The organism is Salinivibrio sp. ES.052, assembly GCF_900141775.1.
In the GTDB taxonomy this organism is placed as follows: Bacteria; Pseudomonadota; Gammaproteobacteria; order Enterobacterales; family Vibrionaceae; genus Salinivibrio.
In genome coordinates, this window is record NZ_FSRI01000001.1 from 1,046,853 (window position 1) to 1,064,046 (window position 17,194).

Consider the following 17,194-nt stretch of genomic DNA (forward strand, 5'->3'; position numbering starts at 1 on the left):
TAATTCCCATACAAAATACGTGGCAACCCGGTCACATTGTCGTAGAGTTGTTTATGTTTGAATTCTTAAAATCTCGCCCATTATCAGATAAAGCCTCGCCACAATCGCAGAACCCTATGCCTTGTGTTCATTCATTGTGTCTGAGTAGCCGTGCTATCAATGAAACCACCTTATCGGCGCTATCGTATCCATACGGACAAACGCCCTTAGTTCTTGCTTTTATCTCGCCACATTTACCGTTTGAAGCCACAACCCAAAAGCTCCAAGCAGCCATGCCCTTTTGCCAAACCCTAATTACCATAATGACAGCCGGCGAGCTCGGTGGCGGGCATACTTCGTTGTATCACGCCGCAGACGGTGAATGGGATAACATTGTTTTACAAAGCTACGGCGATAACGTGATTGCGTCGATCAGCCCTGCCACCATTCCTCTGCATTGCGAAGACATTAAACGTGGTGCGCCAACATTATCGCCCGACGCGCGTATTGAAAAAATAACCCGTTCGCTACAACAACTCAGGATCCCTTTTGCGGTAGATTCCGCCGATACCGTTGCACTCACCTTTTTCGATGGTCTCAGCGGTTCAGAAAATTTCTTTATGCAGGCACTGTATGCGACCCGCCGTTTCCCTTGCTATTTCGTCGGTGGCTCAGCTGGCGGCACACTCGACTTTAGCGCAGCGAAGTTAGCACTCAACGGTAAATTGCTCGACAATCATGCCGCGCTCGCCTTTATCAAGTTTGCACCCGGTATTCGCTATGGCATCCTAAATAGCCACAATTTTAAGCCAACGCATTTCCATCTTGATATTGCCAAAGCCGATCCAGCGGCACGGGTAGTGACAGACGTATTTGCGCCCAATAGCACCGCATTGATCTCTCCCGTACAAGCACTGTGTGACCACTTGGGTTGTCAAGCACACCAGCTCGAGTCACACCTGAGTGGGTATACTTTTGGCGTAAAGATTGGCGAACAAATCTACATCCGTTCGATCGCCGCCATTGATCATGAGCGAGGTGCCCTGCACTTCTTTTGCGATCTCGACTTTGGCGATAGCTTATACCTGATGAAGGCGGATGATTTCGCCGACGTCACCGCGCGCGACTATCAACAACATCTAAAAGATAAGCCACGCCGCCCCTTTGCTATGCTCGCCAACGACTGTATATTGCGCCGCGTCAACAACCCACAATCGCTATCGAGGGTGGGATGTTTTGATAGTATCCCGAGCATTGCTGGGTTCTCGACCTTTGGTGAACTATTGGGGGTACATCAAAACCAAACGCTCACTGCGCTCATGCTTTACAACGTGGCACCCGGCGAGACGTTTGCCGACACCTTCGCTGATAATTTTCCTATTTATTATGCCGATTACCGTGGCTACAGCGCACAAAAACAAATCAATAGCTTACAAAAGCTCTCAGCGCTTCAATCACATAGTATCGATAGCCTTTCTCGCTACAAATCATTGCTGCAGTCGCTGCTAGATAGTTACAGCGGAGTCGCTAACTATGCCACCGAAAGCGCAGAGATATTACAAGCCGTTCAGCAACAATTCTCAACACTTGCCAACGAAGTTCAGCAACAACATGGGCAAAGCCAAGACTTACAAACCCATACCGATGCATTAAGTGTGAATGCCGGCCGTATCGAAGAAATATTAAAAGTGATTGATGGCATTGCCGAACAAACCAACCTTCTCGCGTTAAATGCCGCTATCGAAGCAGCACGCGCAGGTGAGCAAGGGCGCGGGTTTGCGGTGGTCGCCGATGAGGTACGCAATTTATCGCAAAACACCCAACGCAGCCTCAGTACCACCGGCGAGACCGTCAGAAACGTCAACGGCGCCATTGGTCAGATCAGCAATGTGATAGGCCTGACCCTCGAGGTGATGGAAAAAGTCCAGTATTCGGCTGACGGCTTGAGTGACGAGGTGACACGGTTGCTAACCCTGTCTGAACAAGCAACCGGGAGTATTCAGTCGAGCATTGCTAATATTGAACACGTGCAGCACGACATGACAGTCATTGATGAGGAGCTTTCTACCATTTTATCGCTCACCCAAAGCCAACAAGGCGCGGGATAAGCTATTAGCGCGCACACAGGTAAAATTCAACCCGGCGATCGTTCATCCGATCGCCTGCGTAAATGGTAAGATTGATACGTAAAGAGCTTAGCCACGAGATAAACCATGCGCGGACTCAAAACAATCTTACTCCTCATTACCCTCGTTGGATTAGTTGGCTGCCAATCTGACGATCCGGCCAAAGCGATGATGGCTGATTATTACCAACGGTTAGGCAATGTGCTTGATGCCCCGACGCCCGATTTTAAGACGCCAGCGGTGCCGACGTTACCGCGCAAGCGCGAGCTAGTCCAGCCACTCGACGCGCTGCGAATGGGAGTACTTGATGCCTATGAACTGCGTCAGTGTGGTTTGTTTAATCTCATCGCCGAACGTAACTCCTCGCTGGGCAAAGTCGCTGACCGCTTCCGTCAGCTGGATTACGAGCTCAATTTTTTACGTATTGCCGAGCAGTGTTTACCGAAAGTGAAAGATCCGAGCATTCAATCTGAGTTAGAGCAAGCGCTGGCACGTAAACGCGAGCAACGCGACACAGTGATCTGGAATACCTTGATCGACAGTGACGCCTGGCGCGGACAACTGAGCCTACCAACCCATACCCTGCCTATTGAACTTCCCGCTCACAGCAATGCGATCAGCACCATTGAGCAATTCAGTCAATTACTCGATAACTCCCCAGCACCCAATGAATCAGTCATCGATTGGCAAGAGAGTATTGAAAAACAGCGTATTCTTGGCGCCCTCTTTGTCAGTTTGAGCAATCATACCGCCTGGCTTAATCAGACCAGTGAGCTGATCGCTAACCACCAAGAAAAAGTGCTTTGTGGCGGTAATTTTGATACGACCCGACTAGAGCGCCTGCAAACCGTGTTCTATAAATTTTACGTGGGTGACGTCCAACCTTACTTAGCTCGTGTCGACGGCCTTTATCGAGACCTGTCTCCTGCCCTCAGCCGTTTTAACCAATTGCAAACCCCAGATGCGTTTAGCGCGTATAAAAACGCCTATTGGCAGGGAGAGGCTTATCACCAATATAAAAACGCGATCAAGCATCATGCCGACGTGTGGCAACAACTTTTCCAACGCTGTGACGTTAAACTGGGGCAGTAGCACGTGCAGCGAAGCCCCTGAAAAAGCGAAAATATCGCCACATTGACGATCAAATCGCCAAACAAACGCGAATGTACAAAAATATGCGTTGAAGCGCTTGCGCGATAAAGATGAACTCGCTACTATTCACCCCGCTTTCAAGCACTGTGCGTCCGTAGCTCAGCTGGTTAGAGTATCGCCTTGACATGGCGGGGGTCGGTGGTTCGAGTCCACTCGGACGCACCACTTGGCTTGATAGCAAACAGTGAATCGCTTAAAGACGGCGATAACTGAATGAAAAAATGGTATGCGTCTGTAGCTCAGCTGGTTAGAGTATCGCCTTGACATGGCGGGGGTCGGTGGTTCGAGTCCACTCAGACGCACCACATTTTGAAATATGCGTCCGTAGCTCAGTTGGTTAGAGTACCGCCTTGACATGGCGGGGGTCGGTAGTTCGAGTCTACTCGGACGCACCATTTCAAGTCGTATCCTTACTTCTTTGATATCTTCATTTTCAACACATCAAACATCAACGCAATTAAATCCTCTATTCACTAAAGCGTGAACTCATTAATACGCTTATTCCGGTAATGTAGCTCCCCAGCAAAGCATCGACTCATACCATAAATGGTAAAAAGATCACTCACCCTTGAGCGCTATTTCTCTTATTTAAAAAGCCTGCATGTAAACAGGCTTTAACGTGTTTAACTAGAGTGTTCACGCCACTGAGCTGTCCGCCGATAACACAAACTTTTCAATCGCTTTGGCCACACCGTGCTCATCATTGCTCTCGGTAATGTAATCCGCGATTTGCTTGGTTGCTTCCATCGCATTCGTCATCGCAATACCAAGGCCCGCGTATTCCAACATCGCGTGATCGTTTTCAGCATCGCCCATGCAAATCACTTCAGCGGGTTGAATGCCTAAATGCGCTGCAATCGCAGCCACTCCCGCCCCTTTATCGCTCGCAGGGTTTAAAAACTCTAGGAAGAAAGGGGCACTTTGCACCACTGTAAATTCCTCGCGTAGCGCGGATGGTAAGGCGGCGATTACGGAGTTTAACTGCGTAGGCTCAGCCACCATTAACACTTTAATAATGGGATGATCATCGCTTAAGGTCTCGAAATCCATCACGGTAATATCTAGGCCGTTGATCTTGCCCTCAATCTCGGTATATGGATTCTGTGCTGGGGTAATCAAACCATGCTCAGTACTAAAGGCATGCACGTAAGCACCCAGTGCCTCGGCATGCTGAGCCAGTGCTTTAGCGGCTTTGCCATCTAGCCCTTTTTGCAAGATCACCTCATCGGTCCCCACGTTTTTCACCATCGAGCCATTGTAATAAAGCACAAAGTCTTTATCTGAATGGATACCCAACTCATCCAGCTTAGGCTGCATGCCTTCAAGCGGACGGCCGGATGCCAACACCACGGTCACCCCTTTGTCTCGCGCACGGGCAATGGCCTGTTTGTTTTCAGCCGATATTTGTTTATCGCTGTTTAACAAGGTGCCATCCATATCTAGGGCGATCAGTTTGTACATCTTTAACTACCTCAAACATCAAAATCAAAACAGAATGGTTTCCCTCAGCCTCGATCGGCTTTATAGCAACAAGCTATCGTCAATGGGAATAAAGCGATCCACGCTATTCACGAGAGAATTAGCACTTAATGCGGGCACTCCGAACACCACCGCTTCGGTGTGATAGCGCGCGCGGATTTTATTCATCAGCAAATCAAAATCGCCATCACCAGAAAGCAGCACCACGGTATCAACATCCGACGCAGCTTCCATCACATCAATGGCAATACCGACATCCCAATCGCCTTTGGTGCTGCCATCGGCACGTTGAATATAAGGTTTGAGCTTGACGGTAAAGCCAATGTGGCGCAGGGCATCTTGAAATTTGATTTGCTGATCGTCATCGCGGCGAATGGCATAGGCATACGCGGTTACCACCTCACCCATGTCATTGAGGGTTTGCCACAACTGGCGATAGTTAAACTGGCGCCCGTAGGCTTGGCGTGTGGTGTAGTAGATATTTTGAACGTCGACAAAAACCGCGATTTTTTTCAAGTCAGGCTCACAGTCGGTGGGAGAATTGAAGCCAGAGAGGATACCACATCACGCAACCGTGAAGATAATGACAGCGTGGCCGCATCTAGCAAAAACAAAAAAGCCGCTGATAACAGCGGCTCTCACGAGGGTTAGTATCATTAACTCAACCCAATAATATTACCTTCATCATCGAGGTCGAGGTTCATAAACGCCGGTTTTTCCGGTAGGCCGGGCATGGTCATCACGTTGCCGCATAAGGCATAGACAAATCCGGCCCCCGCGCACAGTTTTAACTCGCGGATCGGTACATCAAAGCCTTTGGGAGCGCCTTTTATCGCGCCATCGGTTGAAATAGACAGCGGCGTTTTCGCCAAACAGACTGCCAAGCGGTCATACCCTTGCGCTTTAAATTGTTGCAGTTGCTGTTTCGCGGTTTCACTTAACGTCACGCTTCCCGCACCATAGCCGACTTCCGCAACCGCCATCAACTTTTCTTCCAAGCTTTGCTGGGCGTGATACAAGGGTGAGAATGATGCATTGGTTTCACATTGCGCGACCACTTGTTCCGCCAGTTCACGCGTACCCTCGCCACCTTGGGCAAAGCCTTCACTGATCGCTACCCGCACCTTGTTGGGCAGCGCCTCAATCATGGTCTTGAGTGTCGCAAGCTCAGCATCACTGTCTTGTGGAAAGCGATTAATGGCCACCACCGCCGGTACTCCATATTGGGTCACGTTATTGATATGCCATTTGAGGTTTTCAAACCCGGCTATTAATGCCTCATTATCATCCGCAAAGAGTGCGTCGGGCATGGACTGGCCAGGCTGCAAATTGTAGTGACCCGAGTTGGCTTTTAAGCCACGTAATGTCGCCACAATCACCGCACAATCTGGCGCTTTACCAGATCCTTGCGCTTTAATGTTACAGGCTTTTTCAAACCCCATGTCCGAGCCAAAGCCACCTTCGGTGACGGTATAATCACCTAGCTTAAGCGCAATGTTATCGGCGATAATCGACGAATTGCCATGAGCAATATTGGCAAACGGGCCGGCGTGTATCAGTGTTGGCACGCCTTCTAGGGTTTGCATTAAGGTAGGTTCAATCGCTTCTTTCATACTGACCGCCATCGCGCCGGCCACTTGCAAATCTTCGGTGGTGATCGGCTCACCGGTATGGCTATAAGCCAACACAATACGGCCGATACGCTGACGCAGATCGCGAAGATCGCTCGCCAACGCCAAAATCGCCATCAACTCAGAGGCGGCCGAGATATCAAATCCGCCCTCACGCTCGTAACCGTTAATGGTTTTGCCTGGCTCGTTTTTCCCCACTGTCACCATGCGCAAGGCGCGATCGTTGTGATCCATTACCCGCTTCCACACCACGCGACTTGGATCAATTTTTAACGCTTTTAAGCCACTGCGTGCCTCGAAATCGTCATAGCCTCGACGTTGCTCGTGATAAATTCGCGCATCAATGGCCGCAGCAGCCAAGTTGTGCGCCGCGGTCACCGCATGAATATCCCCTGTGAGATGGAGGTTTAGCTCCTCCATCGGAGCCACTTGCGAATAACCGCCACCGGCTGCGCCGCCTTTTACGCCAAATACGGGCCCCATCGAAGGCTGACGAATACACGCGGTGACAGAATGATTCAGCTTCGCCAAGCCTTGCGCCAGACCAATGGTGGTCACGGTTTTGCCTTCACCCAAGGGCGTGGGGGTAATGGCCGTGACCAGGACTAACTTTCCCGTTCGGTTGGAGGCAAGACGCTTTAAGCAATCGAGAGAGACTTTGGCTTTATAGCTACCTTGCGTTTTAAACTCTGAGTCAAGTAGGCTAGCTTGGTTGGCAATGGTGGAAATGGGGGCGAGTTTGGTGTTACGACAGATCTCGACATCAGGCAGCATGATACCCTCTCAATAGCGCACAATATGTTCAAAGCAAACGTTTGCGTAAGCATAATACCGCTAAAGTGACCATTGTAAAGCGAAAGGACGCTTGCCGTAAGCGTCCTTTTAAGATTTTATCCTATCACGCGCCTACGCGTTCCTACGCACCCGCATGGGAGCGAATTAAGCGACTTTAAATTGCCCGACCAAGGTATCGAGATCTTGGCCCAGCGTGCTGAGTTCCGTCGCCGCGTGTGACGACGCCTCACTGGCGTTTAGCAAGCTCGCCACAATGTCGCGTATTGATACCAGGTTACGATGAATATCTTCCGTGACCGTGGTTTGCTCTGACGCCGCGCTGGCAATTTGCGTAGTCATATCGTTCACTTGCGAGAACGCGGCACTGACTGAGGTGATCCGTTCGCCAATGTCCGCTGAAGTACTTGCCATGCTTTGGCATTCTTGATCGCTTTCGGCGATGGTTTTCACTGCACTATCCACATGTACGTGCAAGCCATCGAGCATGTCACGGATCTCATGGGTGCTGGTTTGAGTGCGACTGGCCAAGGTGCGCACTTCATCGGCCACTACCGCAAATCCTCTACCTTGTTCACCCGCGCGTGCCGCTTCAATCGCTGCGTTCAGCGCCAGTAAATTGGTTTGCTCGGCAATCTCACCAATCACCGACAGCACCGAGGTAATTTTATCCGACTGGGCTTTAAGTTGATCGACCTGGCTGCTCGACTCGCTCATCCGCGACACCAAACGCTCAACCGACGCGATAGATTCATGCACTTGGGTTTGCGCATCCTGTGCATCTTGGGTGGCAGACGTAGCCGCATCGGCAACCTGTGTGGTGTTTTGCGCCACTTCCTGCGCGGCGGAGCTCATTTCTGTTACCGCAGTGACCACTTGCTCGGTCTCGTTATTATGGGTTTGTAGCGTTTGCGCCACCGTTTCCATCTGTTGAGCCATATCACTGGCGGTGCTGTTCACTTGTGCCGTCGCCTGCGCCACCCGCTGAATGGTCTGCTGCAGTTTCTCAACAAAGCGATTAAAGGCATGACCGAGTTGAGCGATTTCATCATGGCCGTGTACGCTTAGACGCTGGGTTAAATCTCCCTCGCCACTGGCAATATCACTGAGCTTATCGAGCATATCTTTCACTGGCTCACCAATGCGCTGAGCCAACCAGCTCACCAGCAATACCGTGATAATCACCGTGCCTAACCCGAGCAAGGTTAAATGTAAAATTTGTGCATCTAACGCTTTTTCGGCCTCAATACGGTAGGCAGTCACTTCTTGTGCGATGTCATCGGTATAAGCGCCGGTGCCCAACAGCCACTGACCGTTATTGATCATCACCGCATAACCAATTTTTTCAATCAGTTGATCAGCACCCGGTTTATCAAACATAAAATTGAAAAAGCCATCGCCTCGCTGTGCGGCCTCAAGCAGGCCCTGAATGACCTTATTGCCTTTCGGATCGGTAAAATCAATCAGGTTTTTTCCTTCAAGCGCAGGCTTTACAGGGTGAAACACATTGATCCCCTGTTTGTTGTAGATAAAAAAGTAACCCGCCTCGCCAAACTGCACATCAGTGAGCGCCGTTTTCAGCGCCGCTAGACGTGCCTCACTGGTGCCGGGATTGATGCGTTTAACAATGTTCTCCGCCACCTGAGTCACTTCTTTTAGTTGTTTTTTACGCTCGTTGACCAACTTCTCCCGAAACGTGGCAATGTTTTCTTCTATTAATGTCCGCTCGTTATGCGCCGTGACCGCACTCAAAATCAATATCGAGGCAATAAGCGGCACAATGGCAAGCAGCAGTATTTTTGTTTTAAACATCAGCTTCATTAGTATTTACCCTACCGACTAACTTTGTAAGCAAATGCTACTACTTAACTAGACATTAAAAATATAAACCACTGTTTTCTTTGATCTAAACGCGACTTCGTCAACGAAGCTGTGACATGGGTTGGAGTGTAATGTAAATGAAGGAATCTTTGTCATACCGTAGTGTGGATTTGGCTCGTTAACTCGCTTCTGTGTGGTTGCGAGCAACACGTCCCCACCAAACCATTCTGCTATTTATCCCGTATTCTTAGGAGGTATTTAGGAGGTGGCTATGAAAAATCGTAAAGTGCCGCATGGTAAATTCTCTCGGTTTAGTGCGTTGGCTTCCCTAGCGGGGCGGGTGGCGTCGAATGTGGCGTGGGAAGGCACGAAGCAGTTTGCGCAGGGTAACCGCCCGAGTCGCAAAGATTTGGTGATGTCGCCGGCTAATATTGCCCACGTGGCGGACAAACTGGCGGATTTACGTGGAGCGGCGATGAAGGTCGGTCAATTGTTGTCGATGGATGCGGGGGATTTGATTCCGCCAGAGCTCAGCGAGCTTCTCGCCCGTTTGCGTAATAATGCTACTCCCATGCCACCGGCGCAGCTCAAAGCAGTGCTCAATGAAGAGCTGGGCGACAATTGGCAGGCTGAGTTCACCCACTTTCGTTTTTCGCCCATCGCGTCAGCCTCGATAGGCCAAGTGCACGAGGCCTATACCGATGCCGGTGAAAAAGTAGCGGTAAAGGTGCAATACCCGCGCATCAAAGACAGCATTGATAGCGATGTGGATAATGTGATCACCCTACTGCGCTTAAGTGGCCTGATCCCCAAAGAAGCGAATTACCAAGCCTTACTCGATGAAGCCAAGCAACAACTGCATGATGAAGCCGATTACGGCAAAGAGGCACAAGCATTGACTCGGTTTGGCAACCATTTGAAAAATGCCAACGGTTTGGTGGTGCCAAGGGTTCACTCAGCCCTTACCTCTGATCGCATTCTCACCATGAGCCATATGGCGGGAGAGCCGATTGAGCGGCTTGATAAGGCCTCTGAGACCATTCGTCACCGTGTGATCAGTCGATTGTTCCAGTTACTGTTTGAAGAGGTTTTTGTATTCGGTGAAGTACAAACCGACCCCAACTTTGCCAATTATTTGTATCAGCCTGACACCGGGCGCGTCGTGTTGCTCGACTTTGGCGCCACCCGCCTGTATGCACCAACGTTTACCGATGGCTATCGTAAGCTGTTTTTGGCGGCAATTGAAAAAGATAACGCGGGTATTGAGGCGGCACTGAGCCAAATTGGCTTTTTTGCCGAGCACATCTTGCCGGAGCAAAAGGCCAGTGTGCTGGAACTGGTGAACACGGCTTGTGAACCGATTGCGACGGATGCGCCATTTAACTTTGGCGACGCCGATTTGGCAACGCGTTTACGTAACCGTGGGATGGCGCTGAGTATGGAACAAGGCTATTGGCACACACCGCCGGCGGATGCACTGTTTTTACATCGTAAAATTGCGGGGTTGTATTTGCTGGCGGCCAAGTTAAACGTCAGTTTTAATGTCCGCCAGTTGTTATTGCCCTATTTAATCCACTCGCATACGGATAATCCGGTCGAAGTATAAACAGCTACAGCGTGCTGCGCGTGGGACTAAGGGCTATCGCGCAGCGCTTCACAATAGGCGACCAAATCTTCCGCGGCCCAGTGGCTCGCCACATTACGAGCGGTGAGAGCAGCATCAACCCGCCCTTCGCTGACCACCTCAAACCAATGGCTGAGCATAGCCGCAAAACCTTTGCTCGCTTGCATACCCGTCCAATCTGGCAAGGTAAGCCGTGTGGTGACGTTGTCTTGCATGCGCGCACCGCGGGTAAAACCATCAAAGAAATAGCACTCGTTACGATAAGCCGCCGCAATGGTTTCTTTGGTGACCCCATACTGGCGGTTCATGCTGGCCTCAAACAAGCTATTGTCGCGGTGCCAACGCACATCTAAGCGGCCTAGCAAGCCTTCGCTAAATTGAGCAAACACGTCCAAATCATCAATATTGATGTCACCATGAACGTTTATACTGTCGAGTGGATGAATGAAATCATCAAAAATAAAACGACGCGGTGCATCGGGCAGCGCATGACGGTGTTTTTCCCAACGCAGCGATAAAAGGGGTGTGCCCAGTTCGTCTTCAGGGCGCTGGCCATTGAGATGGGTGTTGAGCAAAGGCAAATAACGCCGGTTAAAGCCTGCAAACAAGGGGGTTTGCTGTTGTTCTGCCAAGTTGAATAAGGCTTCAACCTCCGCGCCTGATGGGGCGACAGGTTTATCGACAAACACCGGCACATCTGCTTGCAAGCAGGTACGAATCAAGGCCGCATGCGAGTCGGTGGCGCTGTGGATCATCACTCCATCCACCCCTAATGCTAAGCATTGTTGGATATCACTTGCGGTCTCACTCACTCGGTATTGGGTGGCGAGCGTCGCCCGTTTCGCGCTATCACGGCTGCACAATACCCATTCGAGCCCAGGCCAATTGGCCATCAGTGGCAGGTAGGCTTTTTGTGCAATATCCCCCAACCCGATCGATGCGATCTTCATGCCTTCTCCTTACATCGTGCGTTCCAGCTACCCAACCGGATGCGGCTTAAGTCAGCGCTGGAAGTCGCCAGCAGAAATCAGTAACCTAGCCGCATTCTACACAGTGTAAGTCGTTATGAATATTTTAATCTCTTGGTTCTCTCAAGCCGGTGCCTGGTTAACGCCTTGGCTCAGTGATATTGCAGTGGCGATTGTCGCGTCACTGTTGGTGGTCTTTGGCAATGATATTAACCGCACTCTGCGCCGTTTATTGACTGGGCATCATTTTATCGTTCGCACCCTGGTGTTTGTAGCGATCAATGCCTTTGGTTACGGGGCTTTTATTATCACTGTCTCACCGTGGTTAGCCACGCAAATGCGCCGATGGCCGGATCATTGGTTGTTTGCAGGATTGGTCGCTACCTTTATGTTTATCGGGATGTGGGCACAGCGACAGCGACAGATTTAGCCGATGACTGTTCAAGGCTTGAACAGCCATGCAGGTAAGGCAATCTGATACACGTATTGCTGCGTATTGGTGAGAAAAAGGAGATTTGTATGCAACGTGGATTAATGTGGTTTCGCCACGACCTTCGAATACATGATAACCCTGCGCTCGCCAATCTGGCTTCAAGCTGTGATGAACTGACCTGTGTGTTTGTGATTGACCCGAACTGGTATCGCGCAGATCATTTTCAAAGTAAACATCTTGGCGGCCCGCGTGAAGCGTTTTTGTGGCAAAGCTTAACGGAGCTGCACCGCGCTTTAGATGCGATGGGGCAAACGCTGATCCTCCGTACGGGTAACCCGCTTGAAGTGGTGGCCGATCTGTGCATGGATCATGATTTTGATCTTATTGGCGTGACCGATCATCCCGGCACACGAGAGCGCCATCAGGTAGATACCTTGGTCAGCCGATTTCCGCAGCGGGTAGTCGTCTCGGATGCCCACACCTTATTTACCCAGCATCAGTTGCCGTTTGATTTACCTGATATTCCACCTACATTTACCCAATTTCGCAAAGCGGTAGAAACAAAAGCTATTAAACCACGCTTACCACTCCCCATTCCTGAGTCGCTCCCCTCTCCTATCGCGGGGATAAAAACCGAACCAGCCCCAGTGTCTGATCGCCGTATCGCACCTTACCAAGGTGGCGAGATTGCCGGCCGGGCCCAGCTTAACCATTACTTGTGGGACACGCACCGTATTCAACGCTATAAAGAAACCCGTAATGGCCTTGATGGTTGGGATTTTTCCTCGCGTTTATCGGCGTGGCTGGCCAATGGCTGCTTATCCGTGCGCTGGGTCGCCGCAGAGCTTGATCGGTATGAACGTAACGTCGAGAAGAATGAGTCCACCTATTGGCTGTATTTCGAGCTGTTATGGCGCGAATACTTCCAATGGATGCTGTATCACTATGGCGCGCGCTTTTTCCATTTTAAAGGCATTGCCAACAAACGCCCGTTAACCACGTTTTATGCAGAGGCGTTTATGGCATGGCGAGAAGGCAGTACCGACTTTCCGATTGTCAATGCGGCGATGCGTCAGCTTAAACACACTGGATGGCTCTCTAATCGCAGCCGCCAATTGGTCGCTAGCTGCTTAATTCATGATCTCGGTGTAGATTGGCGTTATGGTGCGGCGTACTTTGAGCAGCAACTGATTGATTTTGATGTCGCCGCTAATTACGGCAATTGGCAATATTTGGCAGGTGTGGGTGCCGACCCGCGCGGCAGTCGCCGGTTTAATCTCGACAAGCAAGCAGTGCAATACGATCCCGATGGGGCATTTGTTGCTAAGTGGCTTTTGGCGCCCTCGGTTGGTAACCATCAATAAGCGCAATCACTTTATCGCTCACTCGACGTGAAAACAGCAACGCGATGTGTGTCACCGGATACACATCGTGGCTGGTCATGCCTTCGATTTTGGTTTCATCGACTAACACGGTGCCATCACAGACCTCGTTTTTTAGCAACATAGCGGCGGGACCAAAAGGACAATCGCCAGCGACGCTATGCAAAGGCGGCAGGCCCTTCCAGGGGATGACCTTGTCAGGGATCAACAGGCCTTCACTACGTTGGAATAACCAGCCTCCCCAGCCTAAGTCACCAAAGAGTTGCGCGAGTTTTGCCCCCTGATGCGGCGTGCCTAAGGTGATTACCGCTTTTACATTGTCAGTCGGTTGTGCGCTAGCGGCTTTGCCCTCTAAATAACGACGAATGATAAGGCCTCCCATTGAATGGCCAATCAAAATTGTAGGCTCTTGGTTAATAAAGGCGTCTATTTTGGCGTTAATCTCGTCTAAATCTGGGTTCAGTGTGTTGTAGGAGACATTAAGTACTTGATGACCATGCTTTTCTAGGCGCTCACACAGCGGGATAAAAAACACGCCGTGCATATATAAGCCATGAAGTGTGACAATTTTCATCCCGCCTCCTAACGATCGTATTTTGCTAGCATATCAACCTCTGCGGCATCGTGCCCAGAGCGAGTACATAAAAACGCCCCACTAAACAGTGAGGCGCGATGGGATCTCATTGCTCTTGATGCTGCGTGTCGCTTAGAAAATCAAATGGGCAATCCCGGCGATAACAGGGAGTGTCACGAGGGTACGCAAAATAAAAATCACGAACAGCTCCCATAATTTTACTGGGATTTTACTGCCGAGTAGCAAAGCACCCACTTCTGAGATGTAAATCAGCTGAGTGACCGACACGGTAGCAATCACAAAGCGCGTCATTTCACTGTCGATTTCTGCTGCGAGAATGGCGGGAATGAACATATCCGCAAAGCCAATCACCATGGTCTCAGACGCTTTTACCGCATCTGGAATATGCAACAATTCCAGTAATGGTACAAACGGCGTACCTAAGATACTAAATACATCGGTGTATTCTGCCACCATCAGAGCAGCTGTCCCGATTGCCATCACCACCGGTAGCACACCAAGCACCATGTCGATTGCGTTTTGGACACCTTCTTTTAATACACTGTTCACCGAACGGATCTTTTCCACTCGACTAAGCGCGCAGTGCAACCCATAACTCAGGGTTGTGTGCCCCTCAGGTAACGCTTCATCGTTGCTTTCACGCACAGAGTTATCAATTAGTGCATCTTTTTTCCAACACAATGGCGGTAGACGTGGCACGACGATCGCGGCGGCAATACCCGCCAAACATACTGTGAGATAGAACCAGGTAAACATGTGCATCAAGTCAACTTGTGCTATCACGACCAAACTAAAGCTGATCGATACCGCCGAGAAAGTGGTACCGACCACGGCCGCTTCGCGCTGGGTGTAGAAACCTTGCTCATATTGTTTGCTGGTCATCAAAATACCGACACTGCCATCCCCTAACCAAGAAGCGGCGCAATCTACCGCTGAACGACCCGGCAAACCGAATAACGGACGCATAACTTTGGTTAAAATTGCCCCCAGTAACTCGAGCAGACCAAAACTAGTAAGAAGCGGCAAGAGTAAACCCGCAAAAATGAAGACGGACAATAACGTTGGTAATAGTTCATTGAGTACAAATGCGCCCGTGGTCTCACCCATGATCACAGGAGAGCCGATGCCGTAAAATGCCATTGCCACGAAAACAGCACCAAAGACGCGTGTGACTAGCCAAATAGGAGAGATATTAAATAGGCCATTAAGGAAGCCATGACGGGTGATAACGGCAGGTTTGGTCAGGGTAACCAACACTGAAACAACGGCACTCAGTACCACTAAGGCAGTGACGACCGCGGTTGCACTATTACCTAACAAGTCCAAGACGCTGCTGGCCATCACTGCGATAGGGATGGTCACACTATCACCAAAGCTAATCGGCGTCATGAAGAGTAACAATCCCAACAGTGATGGAATCGCGAACATCAGAATATTTCTCGTCGAAGGTGACTTCTTGGAGAGAGTGTCAGTTTTTTGCATACGTCTGAATCCTGAATTTTTATTTAACTCACAGCGATAATTAACCACTTTGTCGATTAATTATTCACTTACTGTGACTAATTGGCACGCAGATTATCGAATCATACTCGTAATGTAAATAATTATTTAGTCATAAATACTGAATAAATACATCATAAAAGTAGATTAACCATGCCTTCCACTTGTTTCATAGTTCAACAAACCATCTTTTGTGAAAAGTTTGTTACACCATTTTATTGACCAAGATCAGATTCTGTTACTCACTTGTAGGGAATGAGGTGGGTCAGCTCACAGAATAAGCTCAAAAAAATAAACAGGTCTCACTCACTGTCGTGGGGAATACCGATTAACCAATTTTAAAGTCAATACGTGCATATTCTTTGATCAACCAATCACCAAAGTCATTGAGGAGGGTCATAACAGCACGTTTTTTTACAGGCTTGCGCTCTAACAGTATAAAAAGTCGTTCAACTGTGGTTTTTTGGGCAGGATAATGCTTGATAAACGCCTCTGCACATTCCTCTAATGATTCACTCCACCGCCCTTCTTTATGCATCACCAAACCGAATGCGCCGCGAATCAATGTATCCGCAATCCATTGTGCAGTGTTGAGCTGAGTATTCCACGTGCTGGCAGCAGTGACTTTTTGCTTAGCTCTCGCTAACTTGCCCGATAAATCGGGATTCATGGCTTTTGCCACTTCCCAACTGGCTTCGAACAAACCAAAACTCACGGACAAGTCTTGTCCATATAGACAAATGGCTCGGTGTTTGAAAAAAAAGCCCCAGTGAAAGACCTGGGAGAGATCCCTAACATGTGACGTTGTCACTATGTCGATATGGCAATCATTAATTATCTTGTGGTGGCTGGTTTTTAGCCGCCAGAGTAAAGTGTTCAAGGCATTTGACTGGTCAAGGGTTAAGGCTTGTTGGCAAACCACAGTGAGCGATAGCACACTCTCTTTGACAACCGCTCGCCGCCAAACGAGATCACCACTGATATACACACTGTGAAGTCGGTTGCCAAGTAAGCGGCGCAGCTGTTTCACCGCTTTGATCATCACGGGGATAAAGTCAGATTGTAATGGCGCATACCGATCAGGTTCGGGCAAAAAAGCATTTCTGGATGGCAACTGAGTCACGACTTTTACACAAGTTTGAGTTCGCGCGCTATTGTTGGTCATCTGCATAAACAAATCAACGCTCTCACATCGGGTCTGCTTCTATTTTAGTCAGTTGCTATCATTATCACCATGCCCGTAACAGTTTGCCCTCGTGATCGATTATTCGGAGCAAGGCCAAAGTCTAAGGCTGAGATGCCTCGCTGTGCATGGTATAGTTCACTGAGGCATACGCAATGAGAATCAATGATGACGCAACAAAACCTGCTTAGCTTAGAAACCGTCCTAGAGACCGCGTTCGAGATTTTTGCCGAAATGGCGCCTGATAACTTAGAATACGATGATTTGATGCTTTTTGAGGCACGCTTTGAAGACGAAGGCGGCGCTATAGTGCTTGAAGTGAACAGAGATTGGCCAGAGCATGTGGGAGCAGATGTGGATTTATCCCAATGTGCAGAGGTTCAAATCGGACTCGCTGGTGATGAGGTCCTCGATCCTGTGTTTGTGCGTATGTTGATCAGTCGCGATCCAGAGAACAAATTCTGTCACATGCTGTGGAAACGTAGCCCTACCCAATTGCATTAAGACAGCTTATAAAAATAAACGGCGG

General features: G+C 49.6%; 14 protein-coding genes and 3 tRNA genes. 9 read left to right on the plus strand and 8 right to left on the minus strand.

The features are described 5' to 3' along the window. Positions 1–53 precede the first annotated feature (53 nt). The 5 genes from BUQ98_RS04800 (at position 54) to BUQ98_RS04820 (ending at position 3,652) form a co-directional block, all read left to right on the plus strand. The gene (locus BUQ98_RS04800; protein ID WP_074212742.1) at positions 54–2,087 is read left to right on the plus strand and encodes a methyl-accepting chemotaxis protein; all 2,034 of its coding nucleotides are present in this window, start codon (positions 54–56) and stop codon (positions 2,085–2,087) included. A gap of 105 nt (positions 2,088–2,192) precedes the next feature. Beyond that, positions 2,193–3,197 (plus strand): DUF3080 domain-containing protein, encoded by a 1,005-nt coding sequence (locus BUQ98_RS04805; protein ID WP_074212743.1) that lies wholly within the window; start codon positions 2,193–2,195, stop codon positions 3,195–3,197. 148 nt (positions 3,198–3,345) lie between these two features. Then, positions 3,346–3,422: transfer RNA gene (locus tag BUQ98_RS04810), tRNA-Val, on the plus strand. Between the two features lie 63 nt (positions 3,423–3,485). Further along, positions 3,486–3,562, plus strand: a tRNA-Val gene (locus BUQ98_RS04815). Between the two features lie 13 nt (positions 3,563–3,575). Continuing rightward, a tRNA-Val gene (locus tag BUQ98_RS04820) sits at positions 3,576–3,652 on the plus strand. A gap of 241 nt (positions 3,653–3,893) precedes the next feature. On the opposite strand, the gene BUQ98_RS04825 is transcribed toward BUQ98_RS04820, so the two are convergent. The 4 genes from BUQ98_RS04825 to BUQ98_RS04840 all read right to left on the minus strand — a co-directional run bounded on the left by BUQ98_RS04825 (position 3,894) and on the right by BUQ98_RS04840 (position 8,971). Then, a complete protein-coding gene (locus BUQ98_RS04825) occupies positions 3,894–4,718 on the minus strand; it encodes a Cof-type HAD-IIB family hydrolase (RefSeq protein ID WP_074212744.1) in 825 nt (274 codons plus the stop codon). Positions 4,719–4,778: 60 nt separating this feature from the next. Further along, complete coding sequence (locus tag BUQ98_RS04830) at positions 4,779–5,252, minus strand: NYN domain-containing protein (protein ID WP_074212745.1); 474 nt, start codon at positions 5,250–5,252, stop codon at positions 4,779–4,781. Between the two features lie 140 nt (positions 5,253–5,392). Then, positions 5,393–7,141: a formate--tetrahydrofolate ligase gene (locus tag BUQ98_RS04835; RefSeq protein ID WP_074212746.1), complete on the minus strand. Its 1,749-nt coding sequence runs from the start codon at positions 7,139–7,141 to the stop codon at positions 5,393–5,395. Positions 7,142–7,306: 165 nt separating this feature from the next. Then, positions 7,307–8,971, minus strand: a complete 1,665-nt coding sequence (locus tag BUQ98_RS04840) for a methyl-accepting chemotaxis protein (protein WP_139294636.1) — start codon at positions 8,969–8,971, stop codon at positions 7,307–7,309. A 274-nt stretch (positions 8,972–9,245) separates the two neighbouring features. On the opposite strand from BUQ98_RS04840, the gene BUQ98_RS04845 reads away from it, so the two are divergent. Beyond that, positions 9,246–10,586: an ABC1 kinase family protein gene (locus BUQ98_RS04845; protein ID WP_175566286.1), complete on the plus strand. Its 1,341-nt coding sequence runs from the start codon at positions 9,246–9,248 to the stop codon at positions 10,584–10,586. A gap of 26 nt (positions 10,587–10,612) precedes the next feature. Here the strand turns inward: BUQ98_RS04845 and BUQ98_RS04850 are convergent, their stop codons facing one another. Continuing rightward, positions 10,613–11,554: a Gfo/Idh/MocA family protein gene (locus BUQ98_RS04850; RefSeq protein WP_074212749.1), complete on the minus strand. Its 942-nt coding sequence runs from the start codon at positions 11,552–11,554 to the stop codon at positions 10,613–10,615. A 115-nt stretch (positions 11,555–11,669) separates the two neighbouring features. Here BUQ98_RS04850 and BUQ98_RS04855 point away from each other — a divergent pair, with 115 nt between their 5' ends. Both BUQ98_RS04855 and BUQ98_RS04860 read left to right on the plus strand, forming a co-directional pair. Beyond that, positions 11,670–12,002, plus strand: a complete 333-nt coding sequence (locus tag BUQ98_RS04855) for a DUF3392 domain-containing protein (protein ID WP_074212750.1) — start codon at positions 11,670–11,672, stop codon at positions 12,000–12,002. Between the two features lie 89 nt (positions 12,003–12,091). Beyond that, positions 12,092–13,369, plus strand: a complete 1,278-nt coding sequence (locus tag BUQ98_RS04860; RefSeq protein WP_074212751.1) for a DASH family cryptochrome — start codon at positions 12,092–12,094, stop codon at positions 13,367–13,369. On the opposite strand, the gene BUQ98_RS04865 is transcribed toward BUQ98_RS04860, so the two are convergent. The 3 genes from BUQ98_RS04865 to BUQ98_RS04875 form a co-directional block, all read right to left on the minus strand. Next, positions 13,329–13,961 (minus strand): esterase/lipase family protein, encoded by a 633-nt coding sequence (locus tag BUQ98_RS04865; RefSeq protein WP_074212752.1) that lies wholly within the window; start codon positions 13,959–13,961, stop codon positions 13,329–13,331. The two genes, BUQ98_RS04860 and BUQ98_RS04865, sit on opposite strands and share 41 nt — an antisense overlap. Before the next feature lie 132 nt (positions 13,962–14,093). Beyond that, complete coding sequence (locus BUQ98_RS04870) at positions 14,094–15,464, minus strand: YjiH family protein (protein WP_254813876.1); 1,371 nt, start codon at positions 15,462–15,464, stop codon at positions 14,094–14,096. Positions 15,465–15,810: 346 nt separating this feature from the next. Beyond that, positions 15,811–16,653 (minus strand): hypothetical protein, encoded by an 843-nt coding sequence (locus BUQ98_RS04875; protein ID WP_083605200.1) that lies wholly within the window; start codon positions 16,651–16,653, stop codon positions 15,811–15,813. A gap of 177 nt (positions 16,654–16,830) precedes the next feature. On the opposite strand from BUQ98_RS04875, the gene BUQ98_RS04880 reads away from it, so the two are divergent. Continuing rightward, positions 16,831–17,169: an HI1450 family dsDNA-mimic protein gene (locus BUQ98_RS04880; protein ID WP_074212754.1), complete on the plus strand. Its 339-nt coding sequence runs from the start codon at positions 16,831–16,833 to the stop codon at positions 17,167–17,169. Positions 17,170–17,194 lie beyond the last annotated feature (25 nt).